Here is a 16,823-nt window from a genome sequence, read left to right on the forward strand (position 1 = left end):
ATCAGTTATCACTCTAAAGTTATCGGGGTTTGCTTAACAAAGGGCTGATAAATTAGCATTCATGGCAGAACACAGAACGCTAACAGCGAACGATTCGGAACAAACCCCTGCTGCTCCCACTGTGTGCTCTCGGATGCGGGCCCCCAAAACCCGCGGTCCGAAGCCACTTTACACTGCAGTGGCTACACTGGGGGTGCTTTTGGGCGTTGCTGCTGGGTCGCTGCCGTCGCCGTATCTAGTTGAACGCCCCGGTATGGTGCTGAACACCCTCGGGGAACTGGAAATTGAGCCCGGGCAAGCCACTGCTGTGGTGCAACCAGAAGCGGAAATCGCTAGCGCCGCACCAAACAGCGGCGTGCTAAACATGCTTACCGTGAGTATTTCCGGGAATAAAGATCGGCCGCGGTCTTGGGGGTCGCTGATTGGCCCGTTCTTTGATGAATCGCAGGATATCATTCCGGTCAGCGAGATTTATCCGGAAGATCGTTCCGTAGATGACGTTAACGCAGAATCGGCGCAGCTGATGCAGAGTTCTCAGAATGTGGCTGCGGCGGCGGCTCTGCGCTACCTTGGGCACCCGGTTGAGAACCGCGTTTTTGTGGCGGGTACAGTGCCGGATACGGCAGCAGCGGCGCAGTTACAGGAGGGTGATGAGATTCTCACCGTCAACGGTGCTGTGGTTACCGATGGTCAAGATCTGGTGGATGCGGTGCAGCAGGTGGGTGACAACACCATCACGCTTGAAATTTTGCGGGGTTCTGAAAAAATGTCGCTGGCTCTTGCAACCACCTGGTCTGCCGATGCAGAACGCTTCATTTTAGGGGTTTATCCGCGAGTAGAATTCGGGCTGCCTTACACGATTGATTACGCCATGACAGATATTGGTGGTCCGAGTGCTGGGCTGGTTTTGGCGCTCGCGATCATCGACAAAATGCAAGAGGAGGATCTCACTGGCGGGGTGCAGGTGAGCGTCACGGGCACAATGAACGGTCGTGGTGAAGTGGGGGCAATCGGTGGTTTAAAGCAGAAACTCTATGCTGCTGAGCGTGCAGGTACCGAGCTGTTTTTGATGCCCGCCGATAACTGTAGCGCGCTGCCAGAGCGGATTCCGGGGGAGATGGAGGTTGTTGCTGTTGCGGATCTCGCCGCCGCGGTGCAAACCATCCGCGACTATAAGGCGGGCAAACCTACAGTGGGCCTCACAGCCTGTGACTGATTCCCATACTGGCCGCGGCAGCTGCGGTTCTCTAGCAGTGAATTAGCAGCTAGTCGGGCCGTTGAAAACGCTAGACTTGTTGCAATAAGTTAAGCAACAGGAAGGCGTTTTGTGAGCTCTCCAACATCTTCGCCGCAGCAGCCGAAAAAACGCTCGGCGCTGCTGATTACGCTAATAGTGGTGGCAATTTTGGCTGCTGCCTTTGTGGTCAGCGCCAATGTCATAACCGATGTGTTGTGGTTTGAGCAGCTTGGCTACTTGCGAGTTTTCTTCACCGAGTGGGTTGGCTATGCGGTTATGTTCGTAATTGGGTTTGTGGCGATGGCAGCTCCGCTGTATGTGGTATCAGAGATTGCCTTCCGCAAACGTCCGGTTTACGCTCGTATTAATAGTCAGTTAGATGCCTATCAGAAAGCGCTTGAGCCGCTGCAAAAAATGGTGCGTTTATTCGTTCCTGCGCTGCTCGGTGTTTTTGCCGGCGTTGCGGTGAGTAACTCTTGGCGTGATGTTTTGCTGTGGTTTAACAGCGAGGCAACCGGCACGCTTGATCCACTGCACGGCTTAGACTTACAGTTTTACATGTTTGCGCTGCCGGTGTTCGACGGAGCCGTGCTGTTTGCGCAGACTGTGCTATTGGCGGCGCTGGTGGTAACAGTTGCGGTTTCTTATATTTACGGTGGCATTGCTTTCAGCGGTAAAGATTTCCGGGTCGCGAAAAGCACCCGGGTACTGCTCGGGGTGCTGCTGGCCTGCTATGTGGCAACTTTTGGGGTGCAATACTGGCTCGGACAGTACAGCGTATTGACCAACAGCAGCGGTCTTTTTACCGGTGCTACCTACGCCGATGTGCACGCGCGGATTCCAGGCATGCAAATTTTGGCTGGCATCGGCGTTGTAGTTGCGGTGCTGTTTATTATTACTGCGGTGCGCGGTAAGTGGCGGCTATCTGTTACTGGCACCGCGATGTTCATTGCCGCCAGTGTGGTTTTGAGCAGTGGCTATCCGTGGGCGGTGCAGCAGTTTAAGGTAGGGCCAGATGAGAAAAGCCTGGAGGCAGAGTATCTTAGCCACAATATTGCTGCCACCCGCGCTGCTTATGGCGTCGACAATATTGAGGTTGAGCGCTATGATGCGGTTACCACCGCGACAGCTGGCGCGTTACGGGATGATGCAGTAGCGACAGCTAATATCCGGATTATGGACCCTGCGGTAATCGCACCAACTTTTGCGCAGTTGGAGCAGAGTAAACAGTACTACCGCTTCCATGACACCCTCAGCGTTGACCGCTATCAGATTGACGGCCGGGTAGAAGACACCGTTTCGGTACCGCGTGAGATTGACGTATCACAGCAAACCGGGTGGTACAACCGGTCTTTGGTTTACACCCACGGTTACGGCTTGGTTGCGGCTTATGGCAACCAACGTGCTCAGGGTGGTGAGCCGGTATTTCTGGAAAACGGTATCCCAACCTCAGGTAAACTAGGAGAGTTCGAACCGCGGATTTACTTTGGCCGCTACTCTCCGCTGTACTCCATCGTTGGTGGAGAGCGCAGCAAGCCGATTGAAGTTGACTACCCGGCTGACGTTGATACTGCAACGCCGGAGTTGATTCAACCGGCGACTGAGGATGCTGCTACTGCGGCGCCAAACGATGCCGCTGATGCTGCAGCGACGAGCGCTGACACTGCTAACGATAACGCAGGCAGCGCTGCAGAGACCGAAACCGCCGATGCTAGTAATGGTGACAGCCCAGAACGGCAAAACCTCACCACGTTCAGCGGTAATGGTGGCCCGGTGCTGCACGGTGTGTTTGAAAAACTGCTTTACGCTCTGAAATTCCAGGACGTTGAGCTGCTGCTCTCGGAGGCGGTTGTTGATGGTTCGCAGATCCTTTACAATCGCAATCCGGTGGATCGAGTTGCCGCGGCTGCGCCATACCTGACGCTTGATCGGCAGCCTTACGCCTCTGTAGTTGATGGGCGGGTTGTGTGGATTGTTGATGGTTACACTACAAGCTCTCGCTACCCATATTCGGCACAGCGCAATATGAGTGAAATGCTGCTCGATGCTGACAACACCACAGCTGGTGCACCGCAGCAGATTAACTACATTAGAAACGCGGTGAAGGCTACCGTTGATGCTTACGATGGCAGTGTGAAACTTTACGCGTGGGACGAAAACGATCCACTGCTGCGTGCTTGGCAGAAGATTTACCCTGAAACTCTGCTTCCAGTTTCTGAGATGAGTGCGGATTTGCTTAGCCATGTGCGGTATCCAAATGACCTCTTTAAAGTGCAACGGGAAATTCTTGGCGACTATCATGTCACCGATCCGGGAGCGTTTTACTCTAAAGAGGATGCGTGGAAGACACCAGAGGATCCGGTTTCACGCAGCGCGAATGCTGCACCTGCGGCGGTGGCGAGCACCGTCGAGACAGACTCCCTGGGTGAGGCCGGTACGGTTTCTCGCAGCACCGGTGTGCCAGCGCAACCGCCGTACTATTTGACGCTGTCAGCTGGTGCTAACAGCGAACCAACTTTCTCTATCTACTCCACCTTTATCCCGAATCAGTCTGGTGATAACGCGCGAGACATTTTGACGGGTTACTTGGCGGCTGACGCTAATGCCGGCACCGGTAAAAACGGCGAGGTTAACGCCAACTATGGCAAACTGAAACTGTTGGTGCTGCCTAAGGGCAGTGCGATTAGTGGCCCGGGTCAGGTGCAGAATAGTTTCAGCACCGATGCTAAGGTTGCCAGCGTGCTAAACATTCTACGCCGTGGCGAGACCGATGTGATTAGTGGCAACTTGCTGACTTTGCCGGTTGGCGGCGGCCTGTTGTATGTGCAGCCGGTTTACGTTAAGGCGAAAGCGCAGCGTGGTTATCCGTTGCTGCAGAAAGTGTTGGTTTCTTTCGGCGATCAGATCGCTTTCGAGGACACGCTAGATCAAGCCTTAGATTCGCTCTTCGGCGGTAACTCTGGGGCATCTGCCGGTGACGGCGATATAGAAGCTAGCGTCACAACGCCGGATGCCGGGGAGGCTGCAGCTGCAGCGCCGCAACAGTCACAGCAGCCGCAGTTAGAGAGTCTCAATGCTGCGCTCGCCGAGATGAAACAGGCTCTGGCTGATCGTGACAAGGCACGTGCTGCGGGAGACTGGGCGGCATACGGTGCTGCCGATAAGCGCTTGCAGCAAGCTCTGGAGCAAGCTCTGGAGTTGAGCGGCGAACAAGATAACAACTAACCGCGCAGTGCGCTGTGAGCACTGTGCGCTCGGAGTGCAAGCGTAGTGTGGTGGCAGGAATTTTCCTGGCACCACACTACGCTTGGCGGTGTCGTGATGGCTTATAGCGGCCTAGCGATTACGTTAACCGGGCTGCCATCTGGGCTGCCGTGCTGAGCCGGCAGAAAAATGAAATCGATAACTTCGCCCTGCGGTAGCTGTGTCAGGCCTGTGAGATTTTCTATGATGAGGCTGTCAGGGGAAGCCAGATAAGTTTCGTGAAAAGGCAGTTGAGTGTCAGTGCAAGCATCAGGGCTCGGTAGGTCGCAACCGAAAGTGCGGTATCCGAGCTGTAGCAGAGTAATGGAGGCCTTGCCATCGAAATAAGGGTTTTGGAAATAGGTTGGAGAGCCCCAGTGCTTATCCCAGCCGGTGCACACCAGCACGGAGTCTGTCTCTGCGGTGGCCAGAGGTAGTTGCTCAAAAACATCGCTGGGAATCAGCTCAGCAGGCTGTGCCACAGTGCGCAAATCTAGGACTATGGCACGGGTTGTGAAGCGCTGCTGCGGGAATTCGTGTAGCGCTGTGCCAGCTTCGAAAAGGTGTGCGGGGGTGTCAACGTGAGTGCCGGACTGACTACCGAGCGTGATGCTGTGTACTGCGTAGCCAGCGGTTGAAACAGTGCTGTGTGCCGTCACTGTCACCTCGGGATCCCCGGGGAAGGTCGGGATTCCTGGTTGCAGTTGGTGGCTCAGGCACAGCCAGTCAGAGTTCAGAGCACGGGCGGTAGTCATAATGCTTTTATATACGCTGAGGGTGTGAGACACAACTTGTCTCACACCCTCAGACTGTTTGCGCTAGAACATCCGCTCACTGGGAACGGGATACTTTGCCGCGATTAGCCGCGGCGGCGTGCCCGTGCAGCTACACCTGCGCCGGTTGCTGCCAGCGCGATAGCTGCCAGCGCAATGGCTCCCATTCCGAAGTCAGCACCGGTTTTTGCCAGTGGCTGCTTGCCACCTGCTTTACCCTGTGCAACAGGCTTGGTTGCGGTGGTGTTCTGCTCTGGGGTTACCGGAGTTTCTTGTGCGACCACGTTAATCTTGCCGGTGACCTGCACCACCGGGTCGTTGGCTGCTGCATCAGCAGGCTTCACGGTGTAGGTGAATTGCTGCGCTGCTGCGTTAGCCGGCACTTTTACGGTGAAAGTTGCGGTGCCATCAACATTCGCCACAACTGGTGTTGCAAGGGTGAAACCGTCTGGCAGTTCCACGTCGTAAGCGGTGTTGCGTACCAGTCCGGTAGCGGTGATTTCAACTTCTGAGCCGGCGCCGGTGGTGACGTCAGCTGCAGCGGTTGTGGCGCGGAACGAATCCACACGGCACTGGGTGCCATTAATCACGTTAGAATACAAGTCTTTCGCGTTATCGGCTTCTGGGCCAGTGATATCAGTTGGAACTACGATGTCTACGAAGTAGCGGTTGGTGATCTGTGCAACACAGTCATCTGCCCCGAAATCGTATGCTGCGTGATCGTTACCAGCAACACTTAGCAGGGTGCCACCAGCACCAGCTGCTGCAACCACACCATCCTGGTAAGGGGTTGATGGGTCGTATGAGGTGGAGATGAACAGAATGTTTGGCATTGCCTTTAAGCTCTTGCCCTGTGGCAGGGTGTGCTGATTCTTGTAGAATGTGCACCAGTCTTTTGAAGGCTCCAGGCCCCGCTGGGTGCCATCCTCGTTTTTGCCTGGGTCGGTGAACGGAGCTACCTTGTACTGTTCCTGGGTCAGCGCGGTTGCCGCTGCCGGATCATTGCCGTCTGGGGAGGTGCCGGAGTCAGTGCACCAGATAGTCTGGAAAGCTGAGTCGGAGTAGGAGTACAGGTTGGTTTTTGAATCCCGGCTGTAGTAGATATCAGCCAAAATCAGCATCATGGTAGCGTTATTACCGTTTTTAATTTGGGTCAAACCAATGTTGAGGTACTTCCAGAAACTTTCGCTGTACATCGACAGGATGGTTGCCTGGGTGAAATCTTCGAAGCTCAAGACGCGACCGTCACGACCTTTGTAAACGTTTGATCCCCAAGCCTTCTGCGACAGCTTTTGGTATTCCGCCATCAGAGTGTTGAGGTCGGTTGAGGTGCCCAGCGCACACGGGGTGTCTTCGAAGCCCTCGGCCGCACACTTCAGCAGGAACTGCTCGAAGGTGGACTGGAAACCCTGAATCTGGCTGAGCTCAGAAGATACGGTGCCGCTGGTGGTAGCGGTGTATTCTGCGTACTTAGCAGCTTCTTCGGGGTTGTTTTCGAATGGGTTTACGACTGCATCCAGCACCATGGTGCGAATGTTGTCAGGGAATTCCATGGCGTACTGGTACCCGATTGAGGTGCCGTATGAGTATCCGAGGTAGTTGATTTTGTTATCGCCAACTGCTGCGCGGGCAATGTCAAGGTCTTTGATGACGTTAACAGTGCCCACATGGGGGATGAAATCAGCGCCGGCAATACCAAAGCCCTTACCGGTGTTTTCGTAGCAGGCAGCGGTGTTGTGCTCCAGCACTTTATCGCGCTGTGCCGCGGTTAGCATGTCGCTGCCCTGACGCTGTGCGTCAAAAGCTGCTGATGACTTGCAGCGAATCATTGGTAAGCTGCTGGAAACGCCGCGTGGGTCGAAGCCGATAAGGTCGAACTTGTCGCGCACTTCACTGCTTGCGGTAACTGAGTCAAAGATACGTTCCACGCCAGAACCGCCAGGCCCGCCCGGATCCATGAAGATGCTGCCGATGCGCGCATCTGGATTCTTAGCTTTCACCTTCATTAGTGCGATAGCCGCGGTTGCTCCGCCCGGGTTCTTGTAGTCGACCGGAACTATCAGGTAGCCACACTCAACATCTTCATTAGCGTACGCGCCGGCACCGCTCGGGTCAAATGGGCCACAATCGCCCCAGGTGATCTTTTGTTCGTAAAACTCTTCGAGCCCTGCAACTGCGTTACCCGCGCCTGGTCCGCCCGGAGCCGGACGTCCGATGTTGTAGCTGCCGTCAGCCTGTTTGAAGCGGTCTGCCGCTGCAGGAATCAGGTGGGTGATTGGATCAGCCTGCTGGTTGTCAAAATCCAGTGGATCTGGCAACTGGTTAGCGTTATTACGGCTGAGTGCTTCAGCGAGGAGCCGTGACAGCTCGTCTGCAGCATCCTCTGCTGCCGGGCCGTTGCCGTCAGAATCTTCGGTGTTAGTGCCGGGGCTGTCTGCTGTGTTTGTTCCGGTACCGTCGCTACTAGAGCTACTGGTGCCATCTGTTGCTGTAGCGGTTCCGGTACCACCCTCAGCGGTGGTGCCATCGGTGCCATCTGTGTTCTCTCCCGGAGGTACGGTGTCCTCTTCGGTGTGCAGTGAACGCAGCAACGATACCGCTGAATCAACGAATGCTTTGTCTGCGCCAGTGGTTGGTACGAGTTTGCCGTCTTGCATGATGAGCGGCAGCGAGTGGTGTGCGGTTTGAGCCGCTGTAAGCCCGTTGCTGTGTGCCAGCGCGGGGGTTACACCACTGAGTGTTAGTGAAGCTAGCAGGCCGGTGCCGATGCAGGCAGCTGCTGTGCGCTTACCGTTTCCCATTAGGTTCCCTTCTGCTTTGAAGTGTTGCTCGGGTTAGAGATGTTGCTCGGTTGAGCAACTACTGCAATTCTTGCAGGTTGCAGGACGGTAAACAATTTTTAAGGGCTATAGTTACAATTTCTTAATTTAAGGAAAACATGCAAATAAATGTGTTTTCCTTTAGAGGAGGTATATAAAATTTTATACACTGCGTATTAGGAAAAAAATAAGCCTTGATTGTAAATTAACACAACCAAGGCTTTTTTCGTTGCGGGGGCAGGATTTGAACCTACGACCTCCGGGTTATGAGCCCGGCGAGCTACCGAACTGCTCCACCCCGCGGCACAAAAAATAACTATACACACTTTTGATGTGCGATGCAAATCCTGCTTCCTGCAGGTGTTGCGCGGCGCCTTACGAGGTGCATCTGCAGCAGTTTTTTCTGCGACACAGCGATTGCTTATCTTGGCATTCAGCTTGCCCTCGGGGGAGTTTAAAGAAAATCATAGAGTTTTGTTTCAGTATTAATGGGTAATTGAAAATGTAGGAGCATTATGAATCCGGAAGCAGTAAATCCACAACCGACAGACACCGCGGCGTTAAACGCTGCGCCACAATACTCGCCGCAGCAGGCTGCAAATCAGCAAGCTCGGACATCGCCGGTCGTGGCCGAGACACCAACGGCGAGACCAACCGCAACGCAGACTGAGGCGCTGCAGGGAGCACCAGCCGCCCACTATGTGCAACATCCGTATGCGCCGCCGCACGCAGCGCCACAGCAGCAGGCGGCAACACAATTACCGCAATCATACGCGCCGCGTTATCAGCCGTTGATAACATCTGCTGCACCAGGGATAGCGGCTGCATCAGCGACAACAGTAACCCCCGATTCTACCTCAAAAAGCCGTTACTCCGCCGGAGTTGTGGTCACCGCTGCTGGCTTGGTGCTTGCCGCTGGTTTGGGAGGTGGTCTCATCGGTGCAAGCCTTGCCGCAAACAGAGGTGCCGGAGCCATTGAAATTGTCGGGGGCGAGACTAGCAGCCCGATTAGCGCCATTGCGGCGGCGCGTACTGAGAGCGTGGTGACTCTGGAAGTGCAGAGCGCTGGCGGCAGCGACAGCGGTTCCGGTGTGGTTTATCGCGCAGACGGGTATATCATCACGAATGCGCACGTAGCCCTCGGTGACGGCAGTTCTGATGTCCGAATCAAAGTGCGTACCAGCAGCGGCGAACTGCTTCCGGCGCGCTTGATTGGCGCTGATCCCTATGCTGATCTGGCGGTTGTGAAGGTCGATCGTGTTGACCTTACCCCGATGCCCATCGGGGACTCCAGCAGCATTAACGTTGGGGACACAACCGTTGCGATCGGCGCTCCGCTGGAGCTACCGAGCACTGTCACGAGTGGTGTGGTGAGCGCAGTGAATCGCGGAATTGCGGTGCGTGCGGCGACCGCCCCGCAGACTGCTCCAGAGGATAACAGTTCTCCGGAGTCACAGTTTGAGCTGCCGGGGCAGCAGCAGAACACCGCAGCAAATCGTATTACGCTGCCGGTGATTCAAACCGATGCCTCAATTAACCCAGGTAACTCTGGTGGTGCGCTGCTTAACGGCAAAGGGGAGCTCATCGGAATTAACGTGGCAATCGCCTCCACCGGATCTGCAGACGGCGTAGCCGGCAGCGTTGGGCTGGGTTTTGCTATTCCCTCCGAGCTCGCTGTGCGGGTTGTTGATGCTCTCATAGCGGGTGAAAAACCAAGTCACGGGTTGCTGGGCGCCAGCGTTGCTGACGCAACTGGCGAGCCGCAAGCCACCCACGCTGGAGGACTGGTGGTAGACGTAAACCCAGATAGCGCGGCGGCGCGTGCAGGGCTACAACCGGGTGACATTATCACCACCTTAAATGGCATAACCGCAGCTGACGGTACCAGTGTTTCTGCGCTTGTGCGGATGCACCCGGGGGGCAGCGAAGTGCAGCTGGAATACTATCGCAACGGCGAGTTACGTACCACAGTAGCGACTCTCGGAACACTCTAGTAAAGTAGCCAACATGCAGATAAAAAGCGGGGCGGTCACTTCCTTTTTACAAGCGGTGACGCGCCCCGTTTTACTGTTTTTAGCTTTCCTGATTTGCCTTTTCATTCCCAGGCAGGTGCATCGCTGGGTGCTCTGTGCAGAGAGGGAAACAGCAGATTTAGTGGCTTTAGCGCGGCACCTGCGGACGCTGCCAGGGCAGTCGATAATAGTGGTTGTGGCACAGCCACAACAGCCGAGTTTGGTGCCGTCAGAAATTACGGTGGTGCGCGCTGCCAGCTGGCGTGGTTTTTGGGCCACCGCGAGGGCACGCTACCTCTGCCTGGTGGGAGTTTCCCGCCCCACGAATGAGTACGCTGCATTCGGCGCTGTGCTGGCGCAGATTGATGCCACAATTACCACCGCGAAGTTCCGCGCAGCGGCACCCAAACAGTGGCCGCTGGCGGTGCAGCGGGTGCTGCGCTTTTGCAAACCCGAGGTGACACTTTACACCGTCAGTTCCTATGTGCATGCTCAGCAGGTGCGGCAGTATACCAAGGTTTTGCCGGGGCAAGTCGTAGTTACAGGCGCGCCACGGCTTGACTTCGTAGACACTTTAACCGCCTCTAAGCGGCGCGAACAGCTGTTAGCGGCTGCAGGAATTCCCGAAACCGCAGCGCAGTTAGTGCTGTGCCGGGTTCCAAATGCCGCACTCGCAAACTTTGCGGCCAGCTTGCTAGAACACGAAAGCAGTTTTAGCGATAACAACATTTGTGTCCTTATCTGGCCGGAGCATCCCGAGGTAGCAGCACCGCAGCGTTCCGGTGTGAGCGTGCGGGTGGTGGATCCACCAGACTGTTTCAATCCTGCCTGGTATGCGGAGTTTGCCCTGGTAGTGACGGCACAGCATGAATTCGCTGCCGATGCCGGGGTAGTAGCCGCACCGGTGCTCTGGTATGACGCTGGCAGTGCGGTAATCCCACCGCAGTTAAATGCTGCGGCAACAAATACGGCAACTCTCGTAGCGGATATTCTCGCGGCTGTTACAGTACCGATGCGAGCACTCACGCTGCGGCGAGCGGCCACACAATACGCTAAGCGCTTGCATGAAGCTCCTGACGGTGCCGCCTGTGAGCGCACCGTAGCTGCGCTCACCGCACTTGATGCAAAGCAGCCGCGCAGCTGCGAGGTGTTGCTGTGCCATTTGGGACGGCAACAAAACCTAGATTTAGAGATGCTGGCAGATTATCTTCACACGGCTGCGCCACAGCTGCGTCAGATATGGGCAGTGACTGATGAACGCGCCGCGGTGCCGGTCGGTGCCGCAACGGCGCTCTACGGTGAGCCCGGCTGGCATAAGCTGCAACGCAGCGCGGCGCTGGTGCTGAGCGGTTCTACGGAGGTTTCCGAGCTGTTGCGTCCGGTTCGTAGGCAGCAGCTTATTGCAGTATCGCAGCAACTGGTTGTTGCCGGCGAGGTTATGGAAGCGCCTGAGTTCGGTGTGGTGCGGGCCAGGTTTGATGCTCTACGCCCGGCGTTAGTGGCCGCGACGCAGCATCCGACAGGGGTGAACCCAATTGTGCAGCGCATTGCTAAAACCGAGCTGGGGTTGTTATCTGGCAACCCGGTGCTGTTTGATTTGCGCGGCTATGGTGAGGCAGAACAGGCCGCCGTTAGTGCTGGGCAAGGGCAGCTAATACGGCCGGTGGCTGATCCACGTCACCTGCAAAAATCGCTGCTGCAGCAGTTGTATGCAGCAGATGGCATAGTGGTTGATGCTCTGGGGGAATTGCTTTTTGCTGCGCTGCTTTTGCGATTGCCGGTTGCGATGGATGTCGCGGCCCCGGCTGAAATTACAGCTCTGATTCCGGTGCCGGCGCTGGTCACGGATGCTGAGATAGAAGCACTGCTGAGAGGCGATAGCGCCCCCGCGACCTGGTGGCAAGAGCATGACGTGAGCGCTGTGCTGCGGCAACATTTTGCATCGACGCTGGAAGAATTAACGCCTGGTAGCTGTTGCGAAAAGATCATTGCGGTGACCTCGCCCAAGTACTCCACATCGTTGTGAAATTTTGTGCAAGCACTCATAAATTGCAGGTAATCTTGAATATTGGGATTAGGAGGCAGCAGCAGTGAGTGACAGACCACAACTTTCAGAAGATTTAGCGCGCGAGCGCGGCATTAAAGCAGCGAGTAACGAGGTGCTGCTTGATGTGCAGCTACTGACGAAGGTCTACGGCACAAATGTTGCTGCGGATGAGGTTAGTTTTGAGGTGAGGTCCGGTTCTTTTACGGGGGTTGTAGGCCCTAACGGTGCTGGTAAAACCACCACTTTGACCATGATCACCGGGCTAAACCGTCCTACCAGTGGTCGGGTGACGGTGTGCGGTGAAGATGTTTGGGAGAAGGGCTCACAGGCGAAACATAAAATCGGTACGCTGCCTGACCGGCTGCGATTATTTGACCGACTCACCGGAGCGCAACTGCTGCACTACGCAGGAGTTCTGCACGGGCTGAAAGCAGATGTTATCGCTTCACGTACCGCAGAGTTAGCTGCGGCTTTTGCATTGGGAAACGCGCTTGATCGGCTGGTCGCAGACTACTCTGCCGGCATGCAGAAGAAAATTATGCTGGCTTGCGCACTGATTCACGCCCCGCGTCTGCTGGTGCTTGACGAACCATTTGAAGCCATTGACCCGGTTTCTGCGGCGAACGTGACAGAAATTCTTGAAAAGTTTGTGGCTGAGGGCGGTAGCGTTGTGATGTCGAGCCACAGCATGGAGCTGATTGAGCGGGTTTGTGATCACGTGGTGGTGATTGTTTCGGGCGAGGTTGTGGCACAGGGCACCGTTTCTGAAGTGCGCGGTGAAACCACGCTGGAGAAAAAATTTGCACACCTGACAGCCGAGACAAACGAGAGTGGGCTAAATTGGTTACACGGGCGCTAGCGCTAAGGTGGCTGGTTTACACCGCCGGCTATCGGCAAGGAGCTGCGAAAGCACTTCGCAAGGGGTTAACAGCGGTGCTGTTTTTAGCGCTGTTCGCCGCGGCCGCGGTGCTGCCGCAAACCACAGTGCTAACCACGGCTCCGCGGGCGCGTCTGCTTGACGCTTTCGCGGTCTCAGCGTTGCCGCTTTTGGGTGCGCTGCTCGCCGGTTTTCTGGCCGACAGTAAGCTTGGTGTGCGGCAGTACGCCAGCTATCCTGTTGCGCCTGCGGCGGCGCGAGGAGTGTGGATCAGCGCGCTGCTGAGTCCGTTCGCCGTGTTGCTGTGGGTTTTCGCGCTTGTGCGCGCCGTGCTCAGAATTACCCTGCTGCAACACCCGCTTGTGATTGAGGTGCTAGCGGCGGTGCTGCTGGTGCTGTTAGTGACGGCGCTGACGCAGGTGGCTATCGCTAGCAGCCAACTGTTTTTGGCGACAGGTTTCGCTGCCTCTTTCCGGCGTTGGGGTGGATTGTTGCTGTTTTCTGCGCTGGTGCCGCTGGCTTTCTTCGTGGCAGCCGAGATTATAAACGGAGATGAGCGTCCTGCAACTACAACCGCGGAAATTCTGGCGTGGAGCCCCTTTGGTTTTAGCTATAGCGGCAGCGAGTTTTGGAGTTCCGCGAACTACGTCGGTTTTGGTTTTACGCTGACAGCCGCGGTCATACTGCTTGTGCTACTCTACTTAGCTTATTTGCTGTGTGCGGCACGACTGCTAGAAAGTACCGAAAAACCAAGGCTAAACGGCAGCAAAGGTCTTGGAGTGTTTGACTTTTTTCCTGACACCCCGGCCGGTGTGATTGCCGCGCGCACGGTTATCTATTGGCGGCGCGATCCACGCTATTTTGTGAGTCTTTTAGCGTTGCCTGCGGCCGCAATCGCGGTAACTTTTGCAATGCATTTGGCCGGAATGCGCTTTGAATTCTTAGTTTTGCTGCCGGTGCCGGTGATTTTGTATCTGCTCGGCTGGTCGATTCACAACGATATCGCGATGGACTCAACTGCAATCTGGATGCATGTGGCCAGCAACACTCGGGGTCGTGACGATCGTATCGGGCGTCTCACACCGATTATCGTTGCCGGTGTGCCGCTTTTGGTGGTCGGAACAACTCTGTCAGTGCTGTTAGTCGGTAAATGGTATATTTTCCCGGTTGTGCTCGGGTTAAACACCGCAACCTTGTTCATCGGTTCGGGAATATCTACCGTTGCCAGTGCCTGGGTGGTTTATCCCTCAACTCGTCCCGGCGAGTCGCCGTTTTCGCAACCGCAGTACAACGGTGCTGGTGCCGCTGTGGCACAGAGTGTTTCATTTATCGGCGGAGTGCTTCTGACACTGCCGACAATTGTGTTGGCGGCGATAACACTCACCAGTGCTCCGAGTTTCGTGCTTGCAGCAACCACTCTGATTGTCGGCATCGTGAGCGGCGTTTGTGTGCTGCTGTTTTGCATTTGGTTGGGTGGCTTAATTTTTGATCGTACTGCTCCAGAGATTGTGCGCACAACCGAGGTTTATGATTAAACCAACTGGCGGTTATTATTGAAGTTGCCGGGTGACTCTGCACCTGAGTAGGGAGAAAACAGTGTTTCATAATTCACAGACTGCAGGTGGGCTTGACGTGCTTGATCGTGAGCTCGAAAAGCTGCTGGATGATCAACAGCTGGAAGAGGGTGACCACGAGCGCTTCAGCCACTATGTTCCGAAGGATAAGATTCTGGAGTCGGCTGTTACCGGGAAACCGGTGCGGGCACTTTGCGGTAAAAAATGGGTGCCGAGCCGGGACCCGGAAAAATTCCCAGTCTGCCCGGACTGCAAGAAAATTTATGACGAGGTAATTAGGCCGTAGCACAGCTGTGCCGCAGCGCCAATGGTTTGTGCTGCGCCGAATATATTAGTTGCCGCGGTTTGGCAGGGGATGGAGTGGCCGCAGCGTAGTAAGCGCAGCGTAGTAAGCGTAGTTATGTGTCCTGTGCTACCGCAGCACAGTCGCAAGCACAGGCTCGCCACGTTGCAGACTATGACCGAGCGGCGGTAATTGAGCAACACGCGTTTTGTGGCGTGCGCGAGCAGCCTGCAGGCCAGCCACCCCCAGGTGCTCGGGTAGTGGATCCCCGTTGATAACCAGCGGCACTGTGATACGTTCGGCGGTGCCTTCGACGACGTCGAATTGCTGTAGCGGAGCAGCGTGCGGGGTGTCTGCGATTAAGATTTCGGTGTCAGCAACGCCGTTCCTGTCGAAGCTTCGGAAAGCTGTTTTCTTACCGCCAACCGATGCTTTTGCGGCTGAGCGTTTGGCGACGTTGACCCAGTTTCCGTTACTATCTTGACGAGCCACCAGCTTGTAAACCATGCTCATTGTGGGGGATCCGGAACCGGTTGCAACGCTGGTGCCAACCCCAAAGTTATCTACCGGACTCGCGCAGAGTGCTGCAATAGTGTATTCGTCTAGGTCGTTGGTGACAGTGATTTTGGTGTTCTTGGCTCCGAGGCTGTCAAGCAGCTCTCGCACTTCTTGCACCACGACAGGTAAATCGCCAGAGTCGATACGCACCGCGCCAAGTTCTGGCCCTGCCGCGGCAATCGCATTGCGAACGCCCTGCTGAATATCATAGGTGTCAATGAGCAGGGTGGTGTTTGCTCCAAAACTCGCAACCTGCGCCGCGAATGCATCGGCTTCGCTGTCGTGTAATAGAGTAAAGGCGTGGGCGGCGGTGCCCATTGTCGGCACCCCGTAAGCACGACCTGCCTCCAGATTGCTGGTGGCGTTAAAACCTGCCAAATAAGCGGCTCGGGCAGCGTTCACCGCGCTGGTTTCTGCTGTGCGGCGGGATCCCATTTCCGCCAGTGGGCGGCCCTTCGCCGCCGTGTACATCCGGCTGGCGGCTGTTGCCACTGCGGAGTCCGCGTTTAAAATACTTAAAGCCAGCGTTTCTAAGAGCACGCCCTCAGCGAAGCTAGACTCCACTGTCAGCAGCGGGCTACCAGGGAAGAACAGCTCACCTTCAGGGTAGCCGTAAATGTTACCGCTGAAGCGATAGTTGGCAAGCCAGTCAAGGGTTTCGTCGCGCAAAAAACTTTGGTCGCTGAGCCAGGTGAGCTGCGCGTCTGTGAACCGGAAATCTGAGATTGCCTGCAGTAGTCGCCCAGTTCCGGCGAGCACACCGTAGCGGCGCGCTCCCGGCAGTCGCCGCGTAAACAGCTCGAACACGCTGGGGCGATGCGCAGTGCCAGATTGCAGTGCGGCATCAATCATGGTCAGCTCGTAGTGGTCAGTGTAAAACGCGGTTGAGTTAGCCATGGTTTAAGTTTAGTCGCCAAAAGTTTTGCTTTGCTGCGATTCTATTAAGATTAGAAGGGTGAGCGACGAAGAAAGCAACAGTTACGAGCGTGAGGCAGAGGCCGCGCTGTTTCGTGAGTATCGAGACATTGCCGGGCAGTTTAGATACGCGGTAGAGACGGAGCGACGCTTTTATCTCGCCAATGAGGTGCAAGTCGGAGAGCTATTAATAGGTAACCAGGCGGCGCTTGAGGTTACTCTGCAGGATGTTTGGGTGTGGGATGTGTATCGCCCCGATCGCTTTGTGCAAAACGCCCGCGTGGTGACGTTTAAAGACGTTAATATTGAGGAGTTGAATACTAAAGAGGTCAGCCTCCCAGACTCTTTCACCCTCGATTCTTAACTGCCCGGGTAGGTGATATAGTGACGGGACGTGGGGTAGATTTCCCGGCAATTTTGCATGAAACAGTTCTGCGCGCCTGTGCATAACAGTTGGGATGTGGATCTTTCCACAGCGCAGTAAC

11 protein-coding genes and 1 tRNA gene are annotated in these 16,823 nt (G+C 55.7%); 8 read left to right on the forward strand and 4 right to left on the reverse strand.

Annotated elements, in window-relative coordinates:
* The first annotated feature begins 61 nt into the window (after positions 1-61).
* Both F5897_RS00115 and F5897_RS00120 read left to right on the forward strand, forming a co-directional pair.
* Entirely contained in the window at positions 62-1,216 is a 1,155-nt protein-coding gene (locus tag F5897_RS00115; RefSeq protein WP_183304061.1) for a YlbL family protein, read from the forward strand.
* A 111-nt stretch (positions 1,217-1,327) separates the two neighbouring features.
* Complete coding sequence (locus F5897_RS00120; RefSeq protein ID WP_183304062.1) at positions 1,328-4,462, forward strand: UPF0182 family protein; 3,135 nt, start codon at positions 1,328-1,330, stop codon at positions 4,460-4,462.
* 101 nt (positions 4,463-4,563) lie between these two features.
* On the opposite strand, the gene F5897_RS00125 is transcribed toward F5897_RS00120, so the two are convergent.
* The 3 genes from F5897_RS00125 to F5897_RS00135 all read right to left on the reverse strand — a co-directional run bounded on the left by F5897_RS00125 (position 4,564) and on the right by F5897_RS00135 (position 8,375).
* The gene (locus tag F5897_RS00125) at positions 4,564-5,235 is read right to left on the reverse strand and encodes a cyclase family protein (RefSeq protein WP_124823936.1); all 672 of its coding nucleotides are present in this window, start codon (positions 5,233-5,235) and stop codon (positions 4,564-4,566) included.
* 104 nt (positions 5,236-5,339) lie between these two features.
* A complete protein-coding gene (locus F5897_RS00130; protein ID WP_183304063.1) occupies positions 5,340-8,054 on the reverse strand; it encodes an alpha/beta fold hydrolase in 2,715 nt (904 codons plus the stop codon).
* Between the two features lie 247 nt (positions 8,055-8,301).
* Positions 8,302-8,375: transfer RNA gene (locus F5897_RS00135), tRNA-Met, on the reverse strand.
* Positions 8,376-8,587: 212 nt separating this feature from the next.
* Here F5897_RS00135 and F5897_RS00140 point away from each other — a divergent pair.
* The 5 genes from F5897_RS00140 (at position 8,588) to F5897_RS00160 (ending at position 14,868) form a co-directional block, all read left to right on the forward strand.
* Positions 8,588-10,066, forward strand: coding sequence for a S1C family serine protease (locus tag F5897_RS00140; RefSeq protein ID WP_183304064.1), 1,479 nt, complete (start codon positions 8,588-8,590; stop codon positions 10,064-10,066).
* A gap of 214 nt (positions 10,067-10,280) precedes the next feature.
* Positions 10,281-12,110, forward strand: a complete 1,830-nt coding sequence (locus F5897_RS00145) for a hypothetical protein (protein WP_183304065.1) — start codon at positions 10,281-10,283, stop codon at positions 12,108-12,110.
* A 64-nt stretch (positions 12,111-12,174) separates the two neighbouring features.
* Positions 12,175-12,990 (forward strand): ATP-binding cassette domain-containing protein, encoded by an 816-nt coding sequence (locus F5897_RS00150; RefSeq protein WP_233574291.1) that lies wholly within the window; start codon positions 12,175-12,177, stop codon positions 12,988-12,990.
* 74 nt (positions 12,991-13,064) lie between these two features.
* Positions 13,065-14,543, forward strand: coding sequence for a hypothetical protein (locus tag F5897_RS00155; RefSeq protein WP_183304066.1), 1,479 nt, complete (start codon positions 13,065-13,067; stop codon positions 14,541-14,543).
* A 61-nt stretch (positions 14,544-14,604) separates the two neighbouring features.
* Positions 14,605-14,868, forward strand: a complete 264-nt coding sequence (locus F5897_RS00160; RefSeq protein WP_183304067.1) for a DUF3039 domain-containing protein — start codon at positions 14,605-14,607, stop codon at positions 14,866-14,868.
* Positions 14,869-14,994: 126 nt separating this feature from the next.
* On the opposite strand, the gene F5897_RS00165 is transcribed toward F5897_RS00160, so the two are convergent.
* Positions 14,995-16,320 (reverse strand): nicotinate phosphoribosyltransferase, encoded by a 1,326-nt coding sequence (locus F5897_RS00165; protein ID WP_183304068.1) that lies wholly within the window; start codon positions 16,318-16,320, stop codon positions 14,995-14,997.
* A 58-nt stretch (positions 16,321-16,378) separates the two neighbouring features.
* Here F5897_RS00165 and F5897_RS00170 point away from each other — a divergent pair, with 58 nt between their 5' ends.
* Complete coding sequence (locus tag F5897_RS00170) at positions 16,379-16,702, forward strand: DUF2469 family protein (RefSeq protein ID WP_124823942.1); 324 nt, start codon at positions 16,379-16,381, stop codon at positions 16,700-16,702.
* Positions 16,703-16,823 lie beyond the last annotated feature (121 nt).

The sequence above is a fragment of the Canibacter oris genome (assembly GCF_014197205.1).
Taxonomy (GTDB): Bacteria; Actinomycetota; Actinomycetes; order Actinomycetales; family Microbacteriaceae; genus Canibacter; species Canibacter oris.

Excerpts from the sequence above, each read along its gene's own strand:
- F5897_RS00115 (WP_183304061.1), top strand. The coding sequence starts at position 62 with ATGGCAGAACACAGAACGCTAACAGCGAACGATTCGGAACAAACCCCT.
- F5897_RS00125 (WP_124823936.1), bottom strand. The coding sequence starts at position 5,235 with ATGACTACCGCCCGTGCTCTGAACTCTGACTGGCTGTGCCTGAGCCAC.
- F5897_RS00130 (WP_183304063.1), bottom strand. The coding sequence starts at position 8,054 with ATGGGAAACGGTAAGCGCACAGCAGCTGCCTGCATCGGCACCGGCCTG.
- F5897_RS00140 (WP_183304064.1), top strand. The coding sequence starts at position 8,588 with ATGAATCCGGAAGCAGTAAATCCACAACCGACAGACACCGCGGCGTTA.
- F5897_RS00165 (WP_183304068.1), bottom strand. The coding sequence starts at position 16,320 with ATGGCTAACTCAACCGCGTTTTACACTGACCACTACGAGCTGACCATG.